The 25,783-nt window shown below is 42.2% G+C and carries 23 protein-coding genes and 2 pseudogenes; 13 read left to right on the top strand and 12 right to left on the bottom strand.

All coding sequences use genetic code 11. The features are described 5' to 3' along the window. Window positions 1-17 precede the first annotated feature (17 nt). Window positions 18-1,106 carry an acyltransferase family protein gene (locus L4C44_RS02060; protein WP_285954075.1) on the top strand — a complete coding sequence of 363 codons (1,089 nt, stop codon included), beginning with the start codon at window positions 18-20 and terminating at the stop codon, window positions 1,104-1,106. Between the two features lie 177 nt (window positions 1,107-1,283). Then, a complete protein-coding gene (locus L4C44_RS02055) occupies window positions 1,284-1,526 on the top strand; it encodes a hypothetical protein (protein ID WP_065205428.1) in 243 nt (80 codons plus the stop codon). A gap of 436 nt (window positions 1,527-1,962) precedes the next feature. Here L4C44_RS02055 and L4C44_RS02050 read toward each other — a convergent pair whose 3' ends face one another. Together L4C44_RS02050 and L4C44_RS02045 are read right to left on the bottom strand one after the other, a co-directional pair. Then, window positions 1,963-2,325, bottom strand: coding sequence for a NirD/YgiW/YdeI family stress tolerance protein (locus L4C44_RS02050; protein WP_146491263.1), 363 nt, complete (start codon window positions 2,323-2,325; stop codon window positions 1,963-1,965). A 463-nt stretch (window positions 2,326-2,788) separates the two neighbouring features. Next, entirely contained in the window at window positions 2,789-4,600 is a 1,812-nt protein-coding gene (locus L4C44_RS02045) for a PLP-dependent transferase (protein ID WP_428804251.1), read from the bottom strand. 142 nt (window positions 4,601-4,742) lie between these two features. Here L4C44_RS02045 and L4C44_RS02040 point away from each other — a divergent pair, with 142 nt between their 5' ends. Together L4C44_RS02040 and L4C44_RS02035 are read left to right on the top strand one after the other, a co-directional pair. Continuing rightward, window positions 4,743-5,198 (top strand): Lrp/AsnC family transcriptional regulator, encoded by a 456-nt coding sequence (locus tag L4C44_RS02040; RefSeq protein ID WP_060981796.1) that lies wholly within the window; start codon window positions 4,743-4,745, stop codon window positions 5,196-5,198. Between the two features lie 497 nt (window positions 5,199-5,695). Continuing rightward, on the top strand, window positions 5,696-6,553 hold the full coding sequence (locus tag L4C44_RS02035) for an endo alpha-1,4 polygalactosaminidase (RefSeq protein WP_428804250.1): 858 nt from the start codon (window positions 5,696-5,698) through the stop codon (window positions 6,551-6,553). A 178-nt stretch (window positions 6,554-6,731) separates the two neighbouring features. Here L4C44_RS02035 and L4C44_RS02030 read toward each other — a convergent pair whose 3' ends face one another. From L4C44_RS02030 to L4C44_RS02015, 4 genes are read right to left on the bottom strand one after another with little or no spacing between them, the layout of a single operon-like run. Then, complete coding sequence (locus L4C44_RS02030; protein WP_428804249.1) at window positions 6,732-8,729, bottom strand: acetyl/propionyl/methylcrotonyl-CoA carboxylase subunit alpha; 1,998 nt, start codon at window positions 8,727-8,729, stop codon at window positions 6,732-6,734. Between the two features lie 2 nt (window positions 8,730-8,731). Beyond that, the gene (locus tag L4C44_RS02025; RefSeq protein ID WP_060981793.1) at window positions 8,732-10,336 is read right to left on the bottom strand and encodes a carboxyl transferase domain-containing protein; all 1,605 of its coding nucleotides are present in this window, start codon (window positions 10,334-10,336) and stop codon (window positions 8,732-8,734) included. Then, window positions 10,324-11,517: an MFS transporter gene (locus L4C44_RS02020; RefSeq protein ID WP_060982169.1), complete on the bottom strand. Its 1,194-nt coding sequence runs from the start codon at window positions 11,515-11,517 to the stop codon at window positions 10,324-10,326. Before L4C44_RS02020 ends, L4C44_RS02025 begins: the two co-directional genes overlap by 13 nt. Beyond that, window positions 11,510-12,733 (bottom strand): aminotransferase class I/II-fold pyridoxal phosphate-dependent enzyme, encoded by a 1,224-nt coding sequence (locus L4C44_RS02015; RefSeq protein WP_428804248.1) that lies wholly within the window; start codon window positions 12,731-12,733, stop codon window positions 11,510-11,512. The genes L4C44_RS02020 and L4C44_RS02015 overlap by 8 nt, the downstream gene beginning before the upstream one ends. A 102-nt stretch (window positions 12,734-12,835) precedes the next feature. On the opposite strand from L4C44_RS02015, the gene L4C44_RS02010 reads away from it, so the two are divergent. Then, window positions 12,836-13,720: a LysR substrate-binding domain-containing protein gene (locus L4C44_RS02010; RefSeq protein ID WP_060981791.1), complete on the top strand. Its 885-nt coding sequence runs from the start codon at window positions 12,836-12,838 to the stop codon at window positions 13,718-13,720. Window positions 13,721-13,898: 178 nt separating this feature from the next. Here the strand turns inward: L4C44_RS02010 and L4C44_RS02005 are convergent, their stop codons facing one another. The 3 genes from L4C44_RS02005 to L4C44_RS01995 form a co-directional block, all read right to left on the bottom strand. Next, window positions 13,899-14,255, bottom strand: coding sequence for a hypothetical protein (locus L4C44_RS02005; protein WP_428804247.1), 357 nt, complete (start codon window positions 14,253-14,255; stop codon window positions 13,899-13,901). Between the two features lie 56 nt (window positions 14,256-14,311). Further along, window positions 14,312-15,184, bottom strand: coding sequence for a patatin-like phospholipase family protein (locus L4C44_RS02000; RefSeq protein WP_428804246.1), 873 nt, complete (start codon window positions 15,182-15,184; stop codon window positions 14,312-14,314). A gap of 96 nt (window positions 15,185-15,280) precedes the next feature. Continuing rightward, window positions 15,281-15,619 (bottom strand): cytosolic protein, encoded by a 339-nt coding sequence (locus tag L4C44_RS01995; RefSeq protein WP_428804245.1) that lies wholly within the window; start codon window positions 15,617-15,619, stop codon window positions 15,281-15,283. Window positions 15,620-15,934: 315 nt separating this feature from the next. On the opposite strand from L4C44_RS01995, the gene L4C44_RS01990 reads away from it, so the two are divergent. The 3 genes from L4C44_RS01990 (at window position 15,935) to L4C44_RS01980 (ending at window position 19,737) form a co-directional block, all read left to right on the top strand. Then, entirely contained in the window at window positions 15,935-17,443 is a 1,509-nt protein-coding gene (locus L4C44_RS01990) for a DUF3360 domain-containing protein (protein WP_016789509.1), read from the top strand. A gap of 444 nt (window positions 17,444-17,887) precedes the next feature. Beyond that, window positions 17,888-19,090, top strand: a complete 1,203-nt coding sequence (locus tag L4C44_RS01985; protein ID WP_428804244.1) for a YbfB/YjiJ family MFS transporter — start codon at window positions 17,888-17,890, stop codon at window positions 19,088-19,090. Between the two features lie 14 nt (window positions 19,091-19,104). Continuing rightward, entirely contained in the window at window positions 19,105-19,737 is a 633-nt protein-coding gene (locus tag L4C44_RS01980; protein ID WP_428804243.1) for a glutathione S-transferase family protein, read from the top strand. A 115-nt stretch (window positions 19,738-19,852) separates the two neighbouring features. Here the strand turns inward: L4C44_RS01980 and L4C44_RS01975 are convergent. Further along, a pseudogene (locus L4C44_RS01975) lies at window positions 19,853-20,779 on the bottom strand (hypothetical protein). A gap of 300 nt (window positions 20,780-21,079) precedes the next feature. Then, window positions 21,080-21,211 (bottom strand): annotated as a pseudogene (locus L4C44_RS01970) (alpha/beta fold hydrolase); the annotation flags it as partial. 73 nt (window positions 21,212-21,284) lie between these two features. Between L4C44_RS01970 and L4C44_RS01965 the strand changes: the two are divergent. Together L4C44_RS01965 and L4C44_RS01960 are read left to right on the top strand one after the other, a co-directional pair. Further along, entirely contained in the window at window positions 21,285-21,542 is a 258-nt protein-coding gene (locus L4C44_RS01965; protein ID WP_428804242.1) for a hypothetical protein, read from the top strand. Window positions 21,543-21,607: 65 nt separating this feature from the next. Further along, a complete protein-coding gene (locus L4C44_RS01960) occupies window positions 21,608-21,730 on the top strand; it encodes a hypothetical protein (protein WP_261890851.1) in 123 nt (40 codons plus the stop codon). A gap of 244 nt (window positions 21,731-21,974) precedes the next feature. Here L4C44_RS01960 and L4C44_RS01955 read toward each other — a convergent pair whose 3' ends face one another. Then, a complete protein-coding gene (locus tag L4C44_RS01955) occupies window positions 21,975-22,847 on the bottom strand; it encodes an alpha/beta fold hydrolase (RefSeq protein WP_428804241.1) in 873 nt (290 codons plus the stop codon). A 231-nt stretch (window positions 22,848-23,078) separates the two neighbouring features. Here L4C44_RS01955 and L4C44_RS01950 point away from each other — a divergent pair, with 231 nt between their 5' ends. Genes L4C44_RS01950 through L4C44_RS01940 form a run of 3 tightly spaced genes read left to right on the top strand, consistent with a single transcriptional unit; the run spans window position 23,079 to window position 25,782 of the window. Beyond that, window positions 23,079-23,561: a hypothetical protein gene (locus tag L4C44_RS01950; RefSeq protein WP_428804240.1), complete on the top strand. Its 483-nt coding sequence runs from the start codon at window positions 23,079-23,081 to the stop codon at window positions 23,559-23,561. Window positions 23,562-23,564: 3 nt separating this feature from the next. Beyond that, window positions 23,565-25,148, top strand: coding sequence for an AAA family ATPase (locus tag L4C44_RS01945; RefSeq protein WP_428804239.1), 1,584 nt, complete (start codon window positions 23,565-23,567; stop codon window positions 25,146-25,148). Next, window positions 25,141-25,782, top strand: a complete 642-nt coding sequence (locus L4C44_RS01940) for an HNH endonuclease (protein ID WP_428804238.1) — start codon at window positions 25,141-25,143, stop codon at window positions 25,780-25,782. Before L4C44_RS01945 ends, L4C44_RS01940 begins: the two co-directional genes overlap by 8 nt. Window position 25,783: the final 1 nt, after the last annotated feature.

Raw genomic sequence — 25,783 nt, 5'->3', positions numbered from 1 at the left:
TCAAACGGGAAGTTTATATGTTTCTACAATCGATAAGTAATTTTAGAGGAATTACAATAGTTCTAATCGTCATGGGACATTCGTATACTTACGGACTATCGAGCACCGATGAGATTGGAAATATTCTAAAAAACATAATAACTGGAGGTACATCGCTCTTCGTTTTTATATCAGGTTATATGTTTTACCACGTCTTCTACAGCCGCTATGGCTACAGTAAATTCGTTCTTGGGAAATTTAAAAATGTTGGTGTGCCTTACTTAATTCTCGGAAGTATTGCCACCCTCGCTTTCTATTACCTTAATTGGGGTTACTTTAATCCTATTGAGAACATGGTTGATCCGGAAAGTGCATACCGCAATGGTGTATTGTTCGAACAGTCAGATCCAGACATCATCACCGCAATAAAGTATTTGTTTACAGGGCACTTCCTCACTGCCTATTGGTATATCCCCTTTGTTCTTTTGTGCTTCTTATCTGCTCCTATGCACATGCGTTTTATCAAATTAGCGCCTAAGTCACAGCTTATGGTTATTTGTTTCCTTTCGATACTGTCTCTGTTCGTTCATCGAGCGGTTGAAGGGACTAACCCACTCCAGTCTCTGGTGTATTTTACGCCAATATATTTGATAGGGATTAGCGTGTGTATGAATAAAGAGAAGGTCACTGAGTGCTTAAATAATAAGACACTACTTCTGTTGCTATTTATCGTTGTCATGCTGTCTATTTATCAAAATCACACTGGTATCAATGGTAATTCACACAAGCCATTTTTTGAATACGATGGGATAGATGTTGTTTTTATTCAAAAGGTTGCCCTCATCTTTTTACTGTATGGAGCTCTTGAAAAATTGAGTTTTAAATCCAAATATTTAGACACCATTTCAGATACAAGCTTTGCGATTTTTTTCATCCACCCGTGGTTGCTACTGATCCTCGAAATCGCAGACGCTAAATATTTTGGTGGCACCTTAAAAAGCGATTTTAACATTACTCTCTACATAGGAATCTGCAGTGGCATTGTAGTCACATCCGTTTTCTGTGCGAAAATAATGAAGATGGTATTTCGAGGCAGCAAAAAAACAAGATACTTAATCGGCTATTAGACTAAAACGCTCTCTATAGCTCAACCTACAAAGCCCTTTTAAAGGTCGCATTCCTTTGAATTACTGTATTTACACTAGCTTCTTATGGTTAAAATGCCGTATGGTACAAAACATAGAATTCTGAAGACTTGCGGCCTTTGCCACAGAGACTCTCCATTTTAAACGAAAAGACTTACTATGAATTTTGATATCAATGCATTAAAACACCACCAACTGGTCGAAGATGGTCAACTCGAGGGGTGTTACATTCATCAGCCAGTACAGGGCAGTCAGCCAGATGATAAAGCTGTTTTAGCAGAGCGCCAAGCGCTGGAAAATCTGGGGTATAAGGTGGTACAGGTTAAAGCTAAAGGCGGGACAACAACGTTTGCCGAGGCTATGCAAGAGCTTGCAAAGAAGACTGGCCACCAGCCTAAATAGTAAACGAGTGAGCAGAGAGAGTTACAACGCTCTCTAACGACTGCTTTTTGAGTCTCTCTGCCGAGTAATCTCAACATGAGCCATTTCATGCTGACAACCAATGGAGCAGATACTTTTTGCGTCAATGAGTTAGCTCCTGCTCTCACCGTTTTCCCCAAAATGAGTCACCGTTATATTTGCTCCCCAACACAAAAATGGGTTGGTACAGCAGAAATTCAGTCTATTACCTAATAATCTAGCTTTATTAGAGAACGTGACTGTTTACTGAATTAATGTTGGACGGTTATAGCACTTAGCTATGTGTCATGAGCTATGAGCAAGAATACAAAGTAAATACATGTTCTCTATTTGTCATAGTTCTAAAACTTTAAAGGAGCCACAATGAGCTCCTTTGAAGTTTAAGTTATCGCTTCAGTTACTACTGCATTTACTCGATTTAGCTACCAATTGTAATTCTATCAACTTCAATTGTGGCCTCTTCCCAGCTATCTTTTTCAACGTTGCCAACAATCGTTATCTTGTCATTTGGAGCAATCGTCAAACCAGCCCAAGCTTCATCCTCTACTTCGATCACAATTGTGTTTTTGCCATCAGTAAACTTGTACTCGTCATCTCCCAAAGAGTGCACAATGTTACCCGTCACCTGAACTTGGGTATCATCTCTTGCTTCTAGGACTTGAGCAACCGTAACAGGAGCGCTAGCCGTCGGGCCATTAAATCCGCCCGTTGCTGGTAAAGTGTTTGCTGTTGCTAAGCCTGAAGCCAGAACCAGTGTAGTAGCAATAAGTACGTTTTTCATAAGAACCTCTAAAGAGTCATAGTTTGTTTTGATGGGTGTACTATGCAGGAGGCGGTATTAATCACGGATGAAAGTAGCGTTCATAATTCATTCATGTTGAAAATACGTAGAATGACAATACCCAAAAAAAACATAACCATATGATCTTAATGGTGATATTAAACGCTATCTTAATCGAATAATTTTACTTTTTACGAAAATCATTCCTTTTCTCGAGCTCTTGCTCTTTGTTATTCAGTATTAGCCCAGTAACAAGTCATCAACAGAGTCGCTTTCCAAGCACCAATTGAATAGCACTCGATGAAGCTACACAGTGAGAGCTTTCTAAAACTAAAGCCTCGCTCAAGCGCGGCCTTAGTTTTACTATTTAGCGGTTATGACTGTCCTATAACGGTTACAGCTACCCGACTTCACTGACTTTTCTCGCTAACCCTTTATTGCTAGCTTTCATTACTGACCTAAGTCACTGAGTGAGCTGACTGAACTTCGGCAAACTCTTCACAAACCTCTGGTGTACATCCATATAGGTTTGCATATAGATCTCGTCAATACGATCGTTACTCGGGAAACTGGATGAGAAGTCGGCGTGCTTACGGTCAATCGACAATTTGGCGGCCTCGATAATATGAGCAATGAACATGCGAGGATCTTCCAACCCAATCGAGATACGCATAGTCGTCGGCTTGATGCCGGCTTCATTAAGCGCTTCATCACTGAGTTCTGAATGCGTGGTCAGTGCCGGGCACAAGGCCACGGTGTTGGTTTGCCCAAGGCTCACTTGCATGCCGATAGCGGGCTCAAGCATATCGAAGAACTGTTTAAAGCCATCTCGATTGATTGGCGCTCGGTCGCCGTTACCTTCCATGTCGATAGTAAACAGCGCGGCTGGTAGCCCCAAGTACATGTTGTTCTGGCAATGTTCATAGTTATCGCTGTCTGGTAAAGCGGGACACGACACATTGATGTCTGGGTGAGCATCGAAGATCTTCGCCAGAGTCAGAGTATTAATGGTTTTCTGCACCACACGCATCTCATACGTTTTCATACCATTGAGCACTTCAAACGCTTTGTCTGCATCTAAGAATGCGCCTTTGATGTAATACACATTCCAAAACAGCGTTTCGTTCCATGGAATAGTGACCTCATCGCCATTGGGTTTGGTACAGGTGACCTCTTCTCCTTTTGGCACAAACATGGTCTCGTTGCGTCCGATGACTACCCCAGCGGTTGTGGTACCTAAACCCGCCAGTTCTTTGGTGTAGGAGTGAATCACATAATCAGGCCTTTCCATCACATCATCACGTTTGAGTACAGGGTGAAGCAATGGTGTACCCACTGTTGAGTCAACAATCACATCCCAACCACGAGAGTGACCAGCCTTACTGATGTTGGCTACATCTAACACGTACCCGTGTGGGTTACACGGTGACTCTAGGTAAACGTAGATTTTCTTACCTGCAGCCAGGCGGTCTGCGTACTTATCAGCAATCTCATCAAGGCGAGCCGCAAAATCATCACCAGAGTAACCATCCACCCACTCTACCGCGACATTCAGATTCGACGGCTTGCCAAACCAATCTTCCAACAACTGGTAAGAACCTCCGTAGATATTGCGCGAGGCCAAGACAATATCTTCATGACCGAGTAAATGGCTCAACAACCCATCAATGGCCGCCATCCCCGAGTTAAAGTTCCAAGCGAGGTACTCGTTGGCTCTAGAACCCGCCTCAATATCAACCATGTGGTTAGCCAGTGAAATTGAGGTTGGGTTAAGCAATCGAGAATAAATATCGTGCAGCGGTTCTTTACCGTTGAACGCATCCTCAATCCATTCTGTACACGCAAACAAATAGGTCGCAGTGCGAGTAATCACAGGGCTTGCAGAAAAGATAGCCGCCACATTGTCGAAGATTGGATACGCACCTTTAGAGGCAAAATTACCATTGTTGGTGGCAATGGATTGGTAAGTGGCACGCATTGGGTTTTGCAGGTTGTCGAGGATCTTAGCGATCTGGAATGACAAGAAACGTTTCGCGTTAAACCAAGCGATTCGGTCACTCTTATCGAGGTCTGAAAGTCCATCAACCGTTATTGCCCAAAGATCGTGTGTCTTGGTATTGGCTTTGTACAGGGTCGTCGCCAGTTCAATCAGCGTGACGCCGTAATCACTATTTGGGTCGATACCAAAGTGTTTTGCTTGCTCAATGGCAAGAGCTTCTGCTTGTTCGTGTTTGGTGGTTTTACGCAGTGGGCTAAGTTGAGTTGAAGTATTCATAATTCCTAAGTCATTCCATGCTTGTTGTTCCTCCTTTAATTTTAGTTTTAGGCAGATGTTAAAAATTGCTATTTGCGAAGTAAGACATACACTTTGAGCAATAATATTGCCAAATAAACTTCAATATTGATGGGATATGCCAATGGATGAGATCGATAAAAGAATACTGGCTGAACTGCAAAGTAACGCTCGCCTGACCAATCAAGAGTTAGCTGATCGCGTGGCACTATCGCCCTCTCCTTGTTTACGCCGAGTTCGAGCATTAGAGAAGCAAGGAATTATTCGTGGCTATCACGCCAGTGTTGACCAAGAAGCGTGTGGCTTGCCTGTGAATGTGTTTGTATTGGTAAAACTTGAAAAGCCAACTGAAGAGAACATGCGAGACTTTGAGCAACACATTGAAGTGATTGATGAAGTGTTAGAGTGCTTTTTGATGACAGGTAATCACGACTACCTATTACATGTAGTGAGCGAGTCACTCAAAAGCTACGAGCAGTTTATCCGCAAGCAATTAACTCGCCTACCCAATATTGCTTCTATCGAATCCAGCTTCGCCTTCGGTCAGGTAAAAACAAAGACCAAATTGCCAGTTAGGTAAGTAAAAGCACCTCTGTGTAACAGGAGAAGTTATTTAGCCTTCGCTTCGGACATTGCCAAAAGTTGCATCACTTTAAAGTTTATTTGTTCTACAACGCCTTTTACAAACTGGGTCCTTTCGTTGACTGACAGCTCTAAAGCGGCAACCAGGTTTGGGATAGCGCAATGGAGTCTATTAGGTACATGTGATCAAACCACATTTACGCATTCAACACACAAATTACACTGCTCATTACTTGTTTGATCACATAGTGTAATCTCGTAATCGACGTTTTCATTGGCCCTTTTGTATTCAAACACCGTTTTGCTTTCGGTTATTATCGACACATCAAGTAGGTTAGACAACTCATCTAAGATAACTTTGGGGGGCTTCCCCCCTTTCTCGTTTAAGATTTATTAGTATTTTTTCTTGACAACAAATCACCCAGTAGAAAAACAATTATTGATGAATATTAATTTATAAAATACATTCATGAAATCAATTGAATGGAGAGAAGCGTGAAATACTTATTAGTTACCCTTTGTGCTGTCATTCTTTCTGGCTGTAATTCGAGTGATGATGGAGAACAGTCTAATCATACAAACTCTCAAGTTATTCTTGAACCGAATGTAGCCCCTATTTCAGCCGGTTCTTGGTATCGTCCACCTGTTTCAGTCACATGGCAATGGCAGATAGAAGGCAATTTAAACACCTCTTACTCTGTCGCTCTCTATGATGTAGACCTTTTTGATACGAGAAATACGACAATACAAAATTTACAACAATCAGGAATAAAAGTGGTGTGTTACTTTTCAGCCGGCTCTTATGAGGATTATCGAGATGATAAAGACCTCTTCTTGCTAAATACCCTTGGAAGCACGCTTGATGGCTGGGCTGATGAGCGTTGGCTTGATATTCGTTCGGCTAACGTTCATTCAATCATGAAAAAACGTCTGGATATTGCCAAGAACAAAGGTTGTGATGGTGTTGAACCTGATAACATGGATGGGTACACCAATAAATCTGGGTTCAATCTGACGTCTCAAGATCAGCTCGCGTACAATCGATTTATTGCAAACGAGGCGCATAAAAGAGGCCTTGCAGTCGGATTAAAGAATGACCTTGACCAAATAAGTGAACTGGTTGAGTACTTTGATTTTGCTGTTAACGAACAATGTTTTGAGTACAACGAATGTGATGCACTGCTGCCTTTTATTAATCATGGCAAGCCCGTTTTAACAGCGGAGTACTTAGATAAGTATGTCAACAACTCCAATGAGAGAGCTGTAATATGCCAAGAATCTAGGGACAACCTATTTAGCACCCTAATCTTGCCTTTGGATTTAAACGACAGTTTTAGGTTTAGCTGTTTGTAAAGCGTGCATCACTATCATAAAAATAACTGTGCCTGAGCAATCTAGAGAAATTTAGATATAACATTTAGGGAGTTTATTGCCTGGGTCTCCAAGACCATTAAGCTATTACAATTATGTCGGCGACATTTTAATTCCGGAAACGGCTTGAACTGTCGTTCAAGCCATATGAGTGCGGGGATCATACATTGGATTCGGAGGGGATATCACTGATTTCAAGTAAGGTATCACCTTTGTTTACAATGTCTCCGGTGACGGCGTTGAGGTGGGAAACAATCCCCGATTTTTGCGCAAAAATTGTCGTTTCCATTTTCATAGCCTCGATAATGATCAGGGGTTGGCCAAATTCAATGTGTTGCTCATTTTCAACAAAAACCGTAACAATTACGCCCGATATATCTGACTTCGCTGTGTTCGTTTGACAGGTTTGTGAGCCAAACTGATTTGACACAGGTGTGACAATGAAAAAAGTCCCCTCGATTTGAATCAAGTAGCGCCCTTCTTCGATCATGGCTTGCCATGTGATGGAACCGACAGTACCAGTCAACAGGTCATCGTTGCGTAAAAGCTCGGGAGAATAACGGACGTTGAACTCTTCTTGCTCCACACTAATCACAGACTGATTTACGCAGACAGAGATCACACAGGGTTGATACGACGTATTTTCTACTTCAAAGTGCAGTTTTCCGGCGTGTATTTCCCCCAACTGACGTGGTAATGCAGCCTCGGAGTTAGTAACCCAAGGTGTCTGAGTAATATGTTTCAGCGAATTGTTAAGTTGGATGCAAGAGGCAACCGCAACCGCAGAGCGGTCCAGCATGTCACCGGCCTTACTGTCTAAAAATGCTGAGGTAAGACACCGGTCCGTTAAGTCAGTGCTGATGTCATTTCTCACAAAGTCCTGATGAGAAAGAATAAAACGCAAAAAGTCAGTATTCGATTTGACCCCCAGAATTCGAGTTTGTGCGAGAGCAGCTAACAGATCGCGTCTTGCCGTGTTTCGATTGAGGCCATAACTGATGATTTTGCCAAACATCGGGTCATAGTAGCTTGAAATCGAGCCCGTTAGGGAAAACGCATGGTCTACCCGGACCTGACTTGGCCATTGCACATTTAGAACCCTGCCAGGGTCGGGCTTGAAAGCCTGATAAGGATCTTCAGCATAAATCCTCGCCTGAATCGCATGCCCATGGGCACTGACATCTTCTTGTTTCAGCGCAAGTGGCTGATTCGAGGCGATGCTGATTTGCAGCTCAACCAAATCAATCCCCGTGACCTCTTCAGTGACCGTGTGCTCGACCTGAAGACGGGTGTTCATTTCCATGAAGTAGAATTGCTCCTGATCGACTATAAACTCAACAGTCCCCACATTGCTATAGCCTGCACTCTTAACGGCATTGACTGCAGAAATGAGGTATTGATCACGAACATGCTTACTTAAGTGAGTCACTGGTGCTTCTTCTATGATTTTCTGGTGACGCCGTTGAATTGAGCATTCCCGGTCGAATATATGAATAGCATTTCCAAAATGATCACAGGCAATTTGCACTTCAATATGTCGGGGTGACTCTAGATATTTTTCGAGCAATAAACGGCTATCACCAAATGCAGTCATCGCGACTCGAAATGCTTCATCAATCGCTTGTTCAAGAGCGTCTGATTCATTCACTATAGTCATTCCTTTACCTCCGCCACCCATCACCGGTTTGATGATCAAGGGATAACCGATACTCCGGGCGTCAGAGATTAATTGCTCTTTGTTAGATGTACCCTGGAGAGAACCAGGCAACACAGGCAAACCCGCGCGAGCCATGATATCTTTCGCGACCGATTTATTGCCCATGAGGCCAATCATTTCGGAGGTCGGTCCGATCAGCGTGATATTGTGATCTTCTATTGCCCGGGCAAACTCTGCATTTTCGGATAAGAAGCCATAGCCTGGATGTACCGCATCACATTCTGTGTCAATGGCGACTTGGAGGATTTTCTGTATATTCAGATATGTGTCCAGCGCTGCGCTACCGTCCAGATGGACGCGTTGCACTGCATGTTCTAGATATTCACTTCCTTTATCTTCATCGGAATAAAGACCGACATAAGCAATGCCCAGCTTCTGACAGGTTCGAGCAATTCTTTGTGCTATTTCACCCCTGTTTGCAATCAGAATCTTATTAAACATAATTACATCCTAAATATACCAAAGTGAGTGTCTTCAATACTCTGTTGCTTACACAGAGACAGACAGATTGCCAGCCATTCCCGAGTTTGTGCGGGTGAAATGACGGCATCAGTATTCATTCTCGCTCCCACATAGAGGGCCGAACCTTGACGCTCATATGTATCGATAATGGGCTGCATGAATTGTTGCCGTGCTAATTCATCCATTTCTTCAGCCATGCGCTGGCGCTTTTCCTGCTCCATCATGAGCATCACTTTTGCAGCTTGAACCCCGCCGACAACCGAAGTCTTCGCGTTTGGCCACATAGCCATGAAGTCTGGCTCCATGGTACGCCCACACATCGCTAAATTCCCGGCGCCATAACTACCGCCAATCACCAGGCTGATTGTTGGTACCCGCAGGCAAGAAATAGCGTTAACCATTTTAGCACCGTGCTTGGCAATCCCTCCGGCCTCATACTCTTTGCCAACCATAAACCCATTGATGTTATGGATAAAAATAATAGGTAAATTGCGTTTTGCGCAGATGGCCATAAAGTTTGTGGCTTTGATTGCACTTTCAGAAAACAGCACGCCATCATTGATAATAATACTGGCAGCATAGCCACCAATATGACCGGTACCACAAATGATGCTTTTACCAAAATTGGCTTTGTATTCGACAAGTTCGCTGCCATCCAATAGTCTTGCCAAAATTTCACGGGCTAATATTGGCTTTTTAGGATCGCGACTAATGAGATAAGGGATTTCCTTGAGCGAGTACGCGCTGTCACGGGGTTCAATATCTGGGCCGCAATCCGGCTCATTGTGCTGGCACCTGCTGACGAGATCTCTCACCAGGTGAAGAGCATGCGTCTCGTCTTCTGCAAAATGGTCCGCAACTCCGCTGACTTCAGTATGTAGATGTGCTCCGCCGAGGGATTGAGCATCGACTTCAACGCCGGTTGCAGCTTTCACTAGCTGTGGACCACCAAGAAATATCGTACCGTTATCTTTTGTTATAATGGTTTCATCGCACATGGCTGGGATGTAAGCACCACCAGCGGTACAAGAACCCAACACAGCAGAGATTTGAGCAATACCCAAGCTGGACATCTCAGCAATGTTTTTGAAGATTTTGCCAAAGTGGTGTTCACTTGGGAACAAATCGTCCTGTAACGGCAGGAAAACCCCACCCGAGTCAACCAGATAGATGCAAGGCAATTGATGCTTTCGAGCAATATGCTGCATTCTCAGATGTTTTTTCAATGTCACAGGATAATAAGTACCGCCTTTCACCGCAGAGTCGTTGGCAAAAATTGCGCATTTACGACCCTTGACGACCCCTACACCAGTAACAATCGCAGCGCTGGGAAGTGGTTGGTCGTAAACCATGTGTCCAGCAATTTGCCCTACCTCAAAAAATGTTGTACCGGCATCTATTAACTGGGCTATACGCTCACGGGGAGAGAATTTCCCTCGGGATTTTTGCTTGGCACGGCTTGGAATATCGTAAGCGAACGCTTCACTTTGGGCTTCGTAAAAACCCGCCAAAATAGCATTGTAATTATCAAAATTGGCGTTTGCTCCTTCAGACTTTAAGTCCAAAGTGGAAATTAGTTTAGACATGCTTTTTGCTCTTTTCTGGTGAACCCCAGGGCGAAAATACCCACCCCCATAATAGCGATCCAATATGTCCAGCTGTGGCTGTGATCTGCGCTAACCGCCAAGACTGCGGCAACCCCTGCCATTGATTGTTGTAAGAAACCACATAAGGCAATACTGTGCGCGCCGTTATAAGAAGAATTGCTTGCCGCCAGAGACATGCTGTTCGGAAAAATAATAGCTTGGCCAAAAATAATCAGTAGATACAAAAAGATGTAACTACCTACGAGAATTTGGCCTACCAATAATTCACTGAACATCCAGATAACCAGCATGAGCAGCACGCCCGTTAGAAGGATGTATGTACCTCGGTTCATCAGCCGTTGGCTACCGACTTTGGTGACATAGCGTTTTACATACACAGATCCCAAGAAGTAAGTCACGCCAATCGCTAGGCCAAAAAAACCAAAAAGTTGACTGGTGAGTTGCAGGTCATGATCGAAAATAAATGGGCTGACTTCCTGTAATATCACAATCGTGGCAAAACCTAGCCCACCCTGGATACAAGGAATGAGGAATCCCTGATCCTTCACAATCTTCATGTAACTCGCACTTGATTTTGGTTTCTGTTGGTCACTAGGGGGAGGCCCTTGAACTTGCAGCTGAGTGATAGCTAGCAATGAAAAAGCAGCTATGGATGACAAGATTAAAAACCCCATGCGCCAGTCGCTGTATTGGGTGAGCAATGAACCGATAAACTGGCCGATGCCCAGTGCAGCAATAAATGCCATCGATAATAAAGACAGCTTTTGCGTGAGCAAATCGCCATGCCAGTAATCTCTTACGATAATCCGGGCAATGATCGCAGCGCCGCCAGCCCCTGCACCTTGTATAACTCTGGCAATCAGTAAGCTTTCTAGGGACTGGGTAGAATAAAGAACAAGACTGGCGGCAATAAACACGATCAGTGCCATTGTAAGAGAGCTTTTTCGGCCGTATTTTTCTGCAGCATGCCCCCAGTAAATCACAGGAAGCGCCGCGCCAATCACAAAGAGTGAAATAGACAACTCTGCAGAGTGACGGCTTATCCCCAGTTCACTGGCAACTTGAGGTAAGGCCGGTAAATACAGGGTGGTGGCCATCTGTGCCATTAAAACTAACGTACAAGATAGCAGCATGACGAATCGGTTACTTTGACTAAGCATATTTTGCCTCATATTTTTGCTTGAGCTGATTCAGTACCAGTGAAAATTCGCGGATTTCTTCATCCTGCATGTTCGAACGCAACATGATTCTTAAACCGGCTTTTCCGCGTGCAATCACTGGGAAAAAGATCGCTGATGTATAGAAGCCGGAGTCGAGTAAACCACGAGCAATACTGATTGTGGCTTGTTCATCACCCAGCGAGACAAATCGAATCGGTAGGCCATCGGCACGTGCTTGTGTCTCAACAAGTTCATCAAACAAATCGATTTTGGCGGCTAAGGTACTTTGCAACTTATTGATCGTACCGTCTAAGTGAAGTTCAGTGGAGGCAATAATGGCCCCAAGACCCGCAGTGTTGATACGCTGGGACCAAGTGATTGGGCCACCATATCTCGCCAGTAAGTTTCTCACCTTATTATCTGGGTTCTTGCGGAAGAAAACGGCACCGCCAGAGGCTCCGAATCCTTTATTTAGAGAGGCTATAAGTATCGTATTATCATTCAGTTCACCGGCCTCACTTAAAACCATGCCTACACCATTGTGGCCTTTTGTCGATAGACCGTGGGCTTCATCAATCAGCAAAAACAGACCGTATTTCTCCTGTAACTCAAGTAAAGTCTTGATTGGAGCTGCCCCACCAGTGCTGTAGATCGAATCCCCGACAAATGCGACACGACGGTTCTGCTTGCAGATATCCTCCAGAGCTTCGATGTCATTGTGATTAATCGTGATAATTTCCGTTTCATCCGCACAAATTGGCTTCATATAGTTCAAGCAAAAGTGAGCATGCTTATCAAAAACCATGACTGGAGGGATGTTGTCGGTGAATGCGCCTGATGCGAGCAAGGGAAGTACTGCTGCCGCAGCAGCTGCACAGGAGGGCAAAGTTAACACGTCTGAGTTTGTTAACTCACCTAACCGGGATTCTGCTTGGTTTAGTATCTCGTATTGTACTCTAATCCTTGATGTTGAAGAGTTAAGTGCGCCAGTGGACTGAATCCCTTGAATTGCACCTTCGAGGATTTGCGGGTGGCTATCCAGTCCAAGATAGGAATATGAAGACATGTTGATGAAGCGCTGTTGACCTCGAACAGTTTTATGAACGCCATTACCTAAATTTTCACTGATAATATTAGCGAGTCCATTACTGTTAGTGACCTCCCAAAATCCATTACTGATGTCGATTGACTTTTTTATATTTGTATACTTGTTCATAATCACTCCTTGTCAATTGATTGGTGGTGAGTTCTTTATTCTTTTGAATTTATGTTAATCTGACAAACGATTTTTACAGACTTACGGTTAAGGTGAGATTAATTGAAAAATGGAATGCTTCCCTTGCAAGGGTTACTTTATTTTTATAAATCTGCTTCTTTAGGAAGCTTTAAATCGGCAGCTGAAGATTTATTTGTATCGCCAGCTGCCGTCAGCCAACAAATAAGACAACTTGAAACTAACCTTAATACTTGCTTGTTTAAACGAAGCCATAGAAAAGTAGAGCTCACCTCTTGCGGGGAGAGCCTTTATTCAGAAGTGAAGCAAGGATTTAGCCACCTACATGCTGGAATTGATAGATTAATAGGTGATGAATTCCCAAATAAATTAGCAATATCAGCACCAAGTTCATTTGCACACCATTGGCTTATCCCAAGGTTACAAAATTTCAGAGAACAGTATCCCGAAATAACAATATTGATTGAGCCAACCAACCGTCTCGCAGAACCGAGTGATCAAAGTATCGATTTGTGCATAAGGTTCGGAAAAGGACAATATCAAGGCATGCACAGTGAATGGTTAATGAAAGATAGAATTTATCCTGTTTGCCATCCTTATTATCAAGAGCAACATAATATTTATACTATCGATGATTTACATAAAGGAGTATTAATTGAGGATATATTGACTGATATGAGCTGGGAGTTTTGGTTCAATCATAATGGTAAACAAGTGACCAAACCAACCGTTCTGTTTGATGGCTCTCAGTTTGTTGTAGAAAGTGCCTTAGCAATGCAAGGTATTGGGCTTGTTAAACATAGCTTAGCGCAGAGATATATAAAAAACGGAACACTCGTTCGTATTGGAGAGCAAGTCATAGAACCTGACGCATCCTATTTTATATGCTTATCAGAAAAAAACCTTCAACGTCCGAAAGTTAAAGTATTCACTAAATGGCTAAAAGAACAAATACGTACTTTTGATTAGACCTATCATAATTTAGATAATTAAAAATAAGATGAATTTACAATGACTCTGGATTAGGAGTTTTGACTTAAAGAACGTCTGCCCTGCGTTGTTCTACTCGCTTTATAGTATATAGAAAGGCAAAAGCCCATTGTTTCTAGTTTATAGCCGTTATCCAGAAACTACTAGAAGCTAGAGACTAGAAACTACTAAACGACTGAGGAAGGCACTGCTCTTCATCCCAATCTGATAGTTCAATGTTGATTAGCGACTTGCGCAGCTTATTACAAAGTGAAGCGAGATTGATGATAGGCAGTTGGCTGCGAAACTGCGCGGTAAGTATCACCTTTTTACTTTCACTCAGGCTGTTTCGACATTGCGTTAAAATCGCTTCGGTATCTAATTGGTGTGCGTTCTCGATAATCTGAATAGCAACGTTTTTTTTATAGTAACTTGTTAGCCAAGATATAGCCTGCTCTTCCACGCTGGTGAGCACGATGACATCTTTTGTTGCCACCAGATCGTTAAGTTCAAGTTGTTTGAGTTCAGCTTGCATAAATACCCTCTTCGTCAAGTCAGTGACCTACACAATAAAAATCAGCGACCTAACCATTAAAGTCGGTTACCCAGTTTAGTCTGTGCCAAATGGTAGCCTTTATCTATCATCTCTTGTGAGCGATCAAACTCTAAGGTGCCGCAGGCATTACGTGGGATCTCAAGCGTAATATCGGCAGGATAAGCGGCCAGTTTTTGACGAGCAATGGTCGATTGCATCGCATCAAACGCTTGGTTGGCAATGTCGTAGGCAGCAAAATTGAAGCTCATTTTACTTTTTACACTGCTACCGAGATTATCGATAAAGTGAACAACCTTCTCATGCAGGTTACTCTCTTTTGTTGGTAGCGAAACCGGTGTCACTTCCTGCTGAAGCATTTCAGGTTCGCCGCCTAAGTTCACTGCCAGAGTAAAGTCTGTCTTATCACCAAAGGTAGGCGCAATCGGCACAGGGTTAAGTACACCGCCATCAATCAGCTCTTCGCCATTAATAACATGAGGTGTGAAGAACAATGGCAAAGAGATGGAAGCGCGAATGGCATCAAACAGAGAGCCTGATTGCAGCCAAACCTCTTTTTCATCGGCGACGTTGGCAGCGACTGCGGTATAAGGGATAGGCAGATCTTCAATTGAAATCTCGCCGATCAGTCCACGCAGTGTGTCGATGATCTTGTCCCCTTTGAAGATACCACTCGATTGCCATGAAAAGTCCAACATCATAGCCATATCCGATTGATCGATACTGGTGACCCACTCTTCAAATTCATCCAACTTACCCGCTGCGTAAACACCACCAATAAGTGCGCCAATTGAACAGCCAGAGATGGATTTTATCTGATAACCATGTTCAATCAGCCAGCGGATAACGCCAACATGAACTAAGCCTCTAGCGCCACCACTACCAAGTACCAATGAGATCGTTTTTGCCATTGTACTAATCCTTTAATTCATTAGTTCTTTCAAATCTTTGGGTAAAATCCTGTAGCCGTGATACTGATTTGCCCATTTCAACTCACTGAATCACTCTCAGTCCATTCGGGTAATGAAAGTTTGCTCGTCATCCACAAAAGCCACATAGTCGCCGTGATAGATAAACACCCGACCACGCCCTTCAACAATACACGCAAGCTGTGGGTTCAAATCTTCTTCAAGATCTTTACTTTGATACGTGCCGGTATCGGTGATCACACCGCGATGTGTAGGCAAAAATCCATAGCTGCGTTTGGCTTGATCAATCAGGCTCAGCTCGCTGGCGGTAGAAAAGTAAGATGGGATGGGACCAGCATCTTCGATAAACATAGTTTTCAGTTCTTCAAAAGCTGTAATCACCAGCCAGTCGATACCGTTAACGTGATGGATAAACATTGTTTATAAATACCTAATTTCTCGATAATTATGATGCGGAGATTCTATCACTATCAAGTGCAGAACGTGGGAGAAATTAAGGGACTACAAACAACCAGATACATACTATCTACAGAGTCTAATACTAGTCGACTTACTCTACGACTAATGTCTAACCGACTGAGACTATTTGTTTTTTTGGGTTTGGTATAAGGTACTAACAATTAAATGTTAATGAGTTTTTAATAACAAGTTGACGCATTGTTTACGCTTCTGCGTGAGTTAATAACGTTTGTTGGAATAACACACCTTAGAGTGTGAACGAAAGGAATCAACATGAGCAGTACTTTAGAGTCCGTACATATACAAGCAGATAAGCCTCAAGCCAATGAGGATGAACTCACTTATGAACAACAACACAAACCAAGATCGGAATTTGATTCCCGCGAACAATATTTAGAACATGAATTACAAATCATGTCGCCGAAACGCTGGCGTCCCAATTTGCCGTTTAAAGATTATCGATTCGAAATAGAAGACACCATCCCAGCGATGGCAGCCACGATTGGTAAAGTGGTTATGGTGGGCGCGATTGCTGCCACCTTTGCAGGGGCTCTCGGATTAAATGAAGACTTCATTCTAGAAAACGTTCGTTATGAACTCCTCATCGCCTCTGTTTTCATTATTATTTTCTCTGGTTTTTTATTGCCGACCGCGAACCTCGCAGGTACACACGGTCCACTCATTCCTTTAATTCCAATTGTGGTTGCAGCAGGCGGACACCCTATGGCGTTTGGGTTGCTGATTGGCGCTTTTGGCCTAATCTTAGCCATCAGTAAAGGTGGCAGCATGTTGGCCAACCTCACCAGTAAAGGCGTATGTGGTGGCTTATTGCTCTACCTCGGCTTTGTTGGAACCGCCTCTCAAGTGAAAAAGCTGTTCGCTTGGGCAGAGGGAATTGGCATGAGCCATATCGCGTTTGTCGTGATCTTTTGCACCATTATCTTGTACGCGTTATTGGAACATTTCCGTAAGCGTTGGTTAGCTGTGCCTCTTAGTTGCTTACTGGGTGGTACGATTGCATTTGCCATGGGTGCCCCATTTGCTTTCCACACTGAGCCAGGCTTACCTAACATGAACCCTATGTATTGGTGGGGAGAAGATACAGGTTGGATGCTAGGCCTACCGACGATTGAACACTTCATGGTGGTATTGCCGTTTGCGATTCTAGCCGTGGCGATGTGGTCACCAGATTTCTTAGGACATCAAGTATTCCAAAAGATCAGCTATCCAGAACGTACCGAAAAAGTACACATGAACATAGACGACACCATGACCACGGCGTCAATTCGTCAAACGTTCGGTTCTCTGCTCGGTGGTACTAACTTTACGTCTTCATGGGGTACTTATATCGTACCAGCGGCGATTGCTAAACGCCCTATCCCTGCAGGCGCGTTACTAACAGCTCTATTCTGTATCATCGCCGCTGTTTGGGGTTACCCGATGGATCTAGCTATCTGGCAACCTGTGCTTTGTGTTGCGCTCATTGTTGGGGTATTTGTGCCATTGCTAGAAGCTGGAATGGAAATGACGCGTGAAGGGAAAACCACACAATCAGCAGCGATTGTTGTATTTTCTTCAGCGCTCGTTAACCCTGCATTTGGTTGGGCTCTCACCATGCTGTTAGATAACTTAGGCTTAGTCGGTTGTAAAGAACGTAGTAGTGAGCTTAGTAAAATGAGCCGTTGGGTGTTGCCTGGCATTATGTTTATTGTGCTAAGTGGTGTAATGGCGCTGGTTGGCCTTCTACCGGGGATTCCGGCGATTATTCCGAGTTTTCGCTAGACTCGATTAATATTTAGCTTTAGTCGAAATACAAAAAGGCCTCGCAATCGCGAGGCCTTAGTTTTATCTATCGAACAGTTACAACTAATCTTTATCAGCGGCAACGCCCTACTGCACTGACTTCAAAGCTTTCATCAACATTGCGTTGAACGGATCTAGCATCAAAGCCTCTCAAGATCTCTTTAGATTAACGTTCGAGGGGGAGAGCATTCTTTGCCATTGAACATATAGCTATAGTTGTAACGATCGATATTCAGATACTCCCCCTCTCCCATTAGCTTTTACCTATACCAGCTAGAGATTAAAGATGTAAATGACCAATCTGACACTTACAAAAAATGTAAGTTGTCATCAAACCTTAAACATTAGAGCAAAAACTCAGCTTAGATAGTTCAAGTTTAAATGTTAGCGTAATGTTACAGATACATATTAAGGGTACGTGACATGCAGCACGTAAAACTATTGAACCGCAACACCTTCGCAGGGCTCGCAGCAACATTAGTTGGGAACGGCATTGGGCGATTTGCTTATATAGCTTTAATGCCAGTGCTCATTCAAAGTGGGTGGTTCTCAAGCGAAGATGCTTCCATACTTGGCGCTGCGACGCTGATTGGCTATATCTTCGGGGCTCCTGCTTCGAGCTTTTTACAGAGGTATTATTCAACAGGCACACTCATACGCGCCTCTCTGTTGTTAAGTAGCTTTAGTTATCTTGGTTGTGCTTTAAAGTCTGCCCCCTTTGAATGGTTTTTAACGCTTAGAACCATTGCGGGCGTAGCGGGAGCCGTACTTATGGTACTCGCACCACCCGTGATCACCAGCCTTCACCCTCAAGAGATGAAAGCAAGGATCAGTGGCGTCGTGTTTTCAGGCATTGGCCTCGGCGCCATGATTTCAGGAACCATCATACCTTTGCTAATCTACCAAAGTGTTGAAAGTGCATGGTTAGGTATGGGAGCGATCGCTTTCCTCGCAACCGTCCTGACGTGGAACACATGGTCTCTTGAGGTTAAGCCAAACCATTGCGATAAAAGCCCATCGACGTTTAATGCCTTATCTAAGAATGAGCGCATCAGTATTAGTTGCGTACTTTTAGCCTATAGCTTTAGCGCCATCGGTTATTTACCCCACACTCTCTTTTGGGTCGATTATATTGTTAGAGAGCTAGAAATGAGTTTTGCGAGTGGTGGTTTTTATTGGGCTGTGTTTGGCATAGGGGCAGCGATTGGGCCAATAGTAACCGGTATACTAGGTGATAAATTTGGACTTAAAAAAGCACTATTAGCTGCGTTTATTTGTAAAGCTGTGGGGGTTGCTCTTCCGCTATTAAGCACCAGTGAAATAGCACTTTTTGCCTCATCTCTGTTGGTCGGTATGTTTACGCCTGGCACCGTAACACTGGTCTCAACTTATACCTTAGAGATCGTTGGGACACAGCTCCATACGAAATCTTGGGGAGCAATGACAATGGCTTTTGCGATATCGCAAGGAATAGTCGGCTTCGTTATGGCTCATTACGCCCCGCAACTCACCAGTTATAACCTCTTATTTATGATCAGCGCGAGTGCACTCATTTTGTCGGTACTCTGCATTGCGTTTACATCAACCAAACAACAGACTTTAAACACTGCTCAAATAAATTCTTAGCAAAGGAATCGCTCATGAAACTGTATTTAAACGACACCTCCCCATTCTCCAGAGCAGTGTTAGCCACGGCCTATCTGTGTGACGCTCCAATAGTTCTTGAATGGATCGACCCGTGGCAAACGCCCAACACATTGGTCACAATCAATCCATTCAGTACCATTCCGGTTCTAGAAACCAGTGATGAGGTTGCACTCACCGAGAGCTTAACGATCTGCGAGTTTCTTATGCAAGCTTACCCAACTGAAAAACTAGCAGCGACCAAAGCTAGCGACACTCAACGTATGTCGTTATTGGGACTGAGTAAAACGCTGATGGAAGTGGCCTTTCGGTGCGCTGCACTGAGCCGTTTCGAAGCTGAGCAAAACGAGCTAACGATTAGGGGAAAGGAAGGTATTAAAAGAAGCGTTAAAGCGATTATCAGGCAGTTGAATAACAATGATGATTTGCTTAGGCCTGACTTCTCAACATTGTACCTGCATGTCGCATTAGATTACGTTCTATTCAGGCACACTAGTTTGCTTTCACCAGAAGAGCGCGACATCCTCACCACAGCCTTACATAATTCGCCTTTTAAAGACACATTGGCCAAATTTAACCTAGAGTCGCTTTCAAAAAAACTTAGCTATTGCGAATACAAAAATTCTTAATCACTTTGATCAGTGTTGTGTTGAATGAGTCTAGCAAGGCCTCGCACGCGCGAGGCCTTGTTTTATCTAAGTTTCAACGAACGAGCAGCGAAGCAATTGACGATGGTAAACCAAATCAACTAGAGAGCCATTCATCCAGTACTGTGATGAATTTAGGGTTAATGAGATAGCCGATGGAAGCATGCGGATTACTTTTTCCGTTACGAATATTGAGGTTATAGACTGGGTGGATATCTTTCATTCCGCCGGGTATCAGATCCAGTTTCAGCATATCTTTAAAGTCATTTCTAATTTTGCTGTCATGAGAGATAAAATCGTCTTCTGCCGATATGTTTATCCATTGCTGAATGTTTAAGGGATACTTCTTCTCACCTTTCAAGCGGCTCCCTTTTAGCCTGTCTTTTACGTTTTCATCTCCTAACGGTGATCCGAGCGTAAGCAATAAGTTGACCTTCTTGTCTGCTCCATAGTCGTGTCTATACTCTCCGTAATGAGACAGTTTCCACAACACGTCATAGCTGATCATCGACCCGAGACTGTGCGATACAATCATCACATCATCCTGATTATCAAGCGCTTCCTTCAGTTCAACCATTAGCCTATGCCTGACATCGCTGCCAAAATAGGTATCTTCATTCCAATAATGCGTCATATCCGGCGCGACCTTCGTTATAAGTGTCTCAGCCACACCCAGCTTTCCAAATAGCGATGAAAAAGTATCTGCTAACGCCTCTTTCAGAAAACCAATTTTCTATACCTTGTTATACGTTGTTTTATTGAACTGGCTTGTCTTGTACTTTTTGAGTTCAGACAGCGCTTGCTGTCGACTTGCAGGGTCTTCTGTTGGTTTCTCTAACAATGTGTTCGATAGTTCACCGTAATAGACAAACCGTTTATCGACATCTTTAAAAGCTTGTAATGAGCTTGATTCTCCACAATCTCGCTGCAAGCCATGTTCTATAGCCTCGTAACAGAGTGCTTGAAGGTGAGCTTTATCGGGCTTTTGAGCGCGACCATGAATGAATATTATTTTCTTAGCCATAGCAGGACGTCCTAAACACATAGTTGAAGTGATTATCAGTAAAAAGCACCACTAGATTCGGTCAGCCCTTACTAATAACAGTGGCGCTAATTACATATCTAGGGGTGGTTGGTAGAGCATTTATATAACTATGAGGCCGTCGTTAAAGGACCATAAACGAGTGAACGATGCGATCATCACTCGCACATTGGGAATGAAATTAGCTAACAAAACCTCCAACTCACAAAAAGGCTCCGTATACGCGAGGCCTTAGTTTTATCTATCTAACAGGTACAACCATCCTTTAATAACTACAGCGCCCTACTTCGATTTAACCGCTTTCATCAACGTTGCGTTGAACTGCTGTGGTTGCTCTAGCATTGGGAAGTGGCTTGAGCCTTCAATGCTGTAAATGCTGTAGTCTTTGATGTGTTTCTTGTTCGGTTCTGAATCCTCCAACCTAAAAACTTCTTGCTAAAAAGGTAGAAAAGTTTATAGTATTTTTTAGATAAAGTAGAGAATCGATATGTCATTACAAAAAAAACAATCCAAAGTATCACTGAACATCAAAATCTCATCTGACTTAGATGTTCGTCTTAAACGAGCGAGAAAAGCAGCGCGTGAACAGGGCTTAATGTTCAACGTATCTCAAGAAGTTGAAAAGTTTCTTGAGAAGGAAGTAAAGCAAGTTGAACGCCAGCTATCAATCGATGAAGAGATTAAGAATAACCTCGAGGAATTTGGTGGACTTAATATAGATAAAATAATGAAATCAATGGATTAATCATAATACCGACATGTATTGATTCACTTTTAAATGACGAACGATAACTAATTTTGGAGATAACTATGGGCACAATAATCGGACTGTTAATTTTAGCTGGCATCACTGTATTCTTAAAGCGTCAAACGGGACTTCACTTGCATGAGTGGATTGCAAAAAAATATAAAGACTCTCAAGACAAAAAATAAACGGTTCTCATGAGAATGACAGAAGCCATCGTTTACCGATTTGACTTCAGAAGACTTGAACCAAACGTGTAGTGAAATGAGAGCGATCGCTGGTAGCAAAAATCTTTATTGTTACTACTGCCTACCTATTCGAGTTTTGAGAAATGCTAACTCTACAATTATCAAAAAATTAAGGCCTCGCAATCGCGAGGCCTTAATTTTGTCTATCTAAAGGCTATAACTACCCTTTAACAACCACAGCACCCTACTTCAGTGACTTAACCGCTTTCATCAACGTTGTGTTGAACTGCTCAGGTTGCTCAAGCATTGGGAAGTGACCTGAGTCTTCAATGTAGTAAATGCTGTAATCCTTGATATATCTCTTGTTCGCTTCTGAATCCGTTGGCCATAGGCGAGCGTTAACCAATATGACTGGCACATTCACGTTCTCATACACACGGTGGGCTTCGCCTGTTACGTATTGACCTAGATAATGGCGGAACTGGTTTATCGCGATAGCTGGTGGTGCTGATGCCATGTCTTGCGTTACCCAGTAAAGTAAATCCGCGTCTACGTCTTTTGGTAGCGAGTTTTTCACGAACATAGTAATGCCCGCTTGGAAGTCTGCTTCAAACGGTTTGGTCATTGCATCTAGGTCGCTTTGTGAAACCGCTAGTGCGACGTTTTGCGATGTGTCGACACCAATAATGCCCTTCACTCTGTTCGGCATCAATTTAGCAGCTTCTGCGATAACACCACCCGCCATGGAATGCCCAACTAAGATGACTGAATCGAGTTGTTCTTTCTCGATTACGGCTTTGATGTCTTCAGCGAATGCAACCATGGTGTACTCTTCGCGATTAAACGATGAGTTACCGTGCCCTGCTAAGTCCATAGTGATCTCTTGGTACTGCTTTGAAAACTCACCCACTTGGTTTTGCCAAAGCCTGCTGTCTAAGCTCCAGCCGTGAATGAAGATCAACGCTGTATCCCCGCTCCCGCTTTTGCCATACGCAATTTTCTCACCATCGTGAGATATCGCAATACCGTACTTAACCGTTGAATCATGAGCCATGGCATTAATGCTACCAAGAGCCATGAATACCAAGAATGTGATGTTTAGAATTAAACGCTTCATAGTGTCTCTCTACTTACTTTGGAGGGAACACAGAAAGCGCCCCTCTCAATCAATGTAGCCACTATAAAGTGTGAAGTTGTAGACAGGTCAAGGGTGACTTGAGTTATTAAGTGCGTAACAACAGTCTTGAAGATTACGGTGTTCAAAAGGTGTATATAATCTAACTTACTGAATAAAATATGATAATCTATAGAGGCAAAACTGTTAAACGAAACCAAAGGAACTGTCTTAATGCTGGAGCTTAAGAAACTGAATATTTTAGACAATAGCTATTCTGATTTTAATATTTATGAAGAGTTGTTTGTATGTAGTAATAGGTTATTAAATACAAATCATATATTTAAAACTCAAGATGGATGGGCACCACTGGTAGTAAGACGAACAAATGATGATCGCCAACTGCCTGTCATATGGCTCAGCGCAAAAACTGATAACGATGAAGACACCTACATAGAATTAATAAGTGGAAACACTCAAAAATTTTTCGAAAATGAATTTAATTTTGAAGTGACAGAAAATGGTTTTTTAATTTCATTAGGGTCACAGGTTATTTGCGAGGCCGGAGATGCACAGAGCAACAGTCTAGAGATATTTAGCTTAGACCTAAGACCTCTAGGTCTTAATATCTACGGAAGCCATAACAAGCTAAATATCGGTTCAAGTCAAATGTCAAGAAACACTTCTAGTAATTCTGATTGTATGTTTGGTATTTAAATAATGAACATTAGTAGTTTCGAAGTTAACAAGAAGTTAATACATTTCCTCGGGCAGAGCAATTATAGTTCCAAAAACAAGTACAGTGTGTTTCTTGGTGAGAATGGTTCCGGTAAGAGTGAGTTAATTCGTGAATTAATATCTAGCATATTAAGAATGAAGGTTAAGTATATTTCATCTAACTTTGAAGGGAAGCATGGCTATTCTGACCCTTTAGATAATTACTTATCAAATAGCTATAAAGAGGAGAGAAATGAAAGAAGCACTACAACAGAGTTAAAGCTATCACTCGAAAATAATAACAACATAAATCTAAAATTCAGTCGAGTGAACGAAGAAAGAAAGATAAAAAACCATAAGGGTGAATATACTACTGTAACCGAAGATGAATTTCTTTATAAATCACACCTATCAACCAATTCACACCCAGATGATATATACTGGTTACAAGAGCAAATTAAATCAGCAAGCGTAATAGCAATATCTGAAAGTAATCATATAAAGTTTCCTATAATCCAAGATGAATCGCTTCTAAACTATTTCTATCCAGGTTGGTTACAAGAAAGCACAAAGGAAAGTTATTTTGGGTATAGAGCTATCAAAGAAGTACCCTTCAAACAAAAGAGCATACTGCTATCAATATTGAAATCCAGTGATCCTGACAATAGGGCTAAATTACGACTAATTTTTGAACTGCTCAAACTTGACTATAGAGTGAAGATAGATACAACCCTTGCAGACGAACTCCTAAATGATGAAAGCCGCTTGACTGAACACCTATCAAGAAATAATCGTAAGTTCAGCAGCATTGGGGTCAGAAATAAAATAGAGAAAGAAAAAATTAGAGACATAAAAAGGTCACTAGCTTGGTATAAAGCTAACTCTGAGGTAGTTGTTTCAAACGTTTTTTCAAGTAGAAGCACTAAGCTTTCGAGAGGTTTTAATCTTGACTTGAAAAATGAAACTGACAAAGTAAATCACTTATATCGTTTAATTGAAAATAACTTAATTTCAGTTTCCAAGTTATGTTTTCTAAAAAATCAAAACGTCATTCCGTTCAATGAAATGAGCTCCGGTCAGATTTGTTTATTAAGCTCATTTTCTTCAATTTCCGCGAACATAAAAAACAATAGTCTTATTTTTATTGACGAACCTGAGTTGAGCCTACATCCATCTTGGGCATCAAAGTACATTGAACTGCTGCAAACTATATTTTCTAAATTCAACGATTGCCATTTTATTATAGCCACTCACTCTCCGCATATTGTTTCTAGGCTACCTAATGATGATGCATGGGTTATTATTATGAAAGACGATGGCTATACAAAGTGTATTGAATCGAAAAAGTTCAATTTTAAGTCTATTGATTTCCAGTTAGCAGAAATTTTTGACTTCCCAGGCGACAAAAATGAATACTTAGTCAGAATGTTAATGATATTAATTAGTAAGATTTCAAATAATGATAAGCTTTCTAACGATGACTATAATACAATTTCCCGTCTAGAAGGTTATTTATCAAAATTGAAGAGTGATGACCCTGTCAATCACTTGATTAAACAAGTTTCAACGTTGGTTAAGCATGGATAGAGTAACTTTCTCAAAAGCAAGTCAAGATTATATAGACAACTATGACAATCATAATCATAAAGTTTGGAATACGACGAAAGGGATGGTAGCAAAAATACGAAAGGAAGTACGAAACCACTACAAAATTCAGCAACGTTATTTGTGCTGTTATTGTCGTCAACAAACACTGCAAGATCATGGCTTCGTTTGGGATTGTGAACATATACTTCCAAAAGCAATATATCCTAAATTTCTTTTTGAACCACTAAACTTAGCGTTAAGTTGTAAAGCTTGTAACCTAGCTAAAGAAAAGTATAAGCATGAGCTTATTATTAGTGAAAAGGCTCAATATTGCGAAAATAGTAATAATTATAGGATTATACATCCACACTTTGACCTCTATAATAAACACCTAACAATCAAAACTATAGGTGGAACAACTGTCCACGAAGTAAATACCGAAAAAGGAACATTTACCTATAGATGTTGTGATTTGAAACGATTTGATAAAAAATTAGCTGGATACGACACTATTAATGATGATGTCGCTCTAACAGTTTCTAACCTATTGGATTCTGGAATGGATGCCAAACAAGTAGTCGAAGCACTCAGAAATAAAAAAGTTGCTATTGAACGTAACACTGACTTTGCTTAGT

This window comes from Vibrio satsumensis, from assembly GCF_050337435.1.
In the GTDB taxonomy this organism is placed as follows: domain Bacteria; phylum Pseudomonadota; class Gammaproteobacteria; order Enterobacterales; family Vibrionaceae; genus Vibrio; species Vibrio satsumensis.
This window is presented reverse-complemented; position numbering and strand designations above follow the sequence as displayed.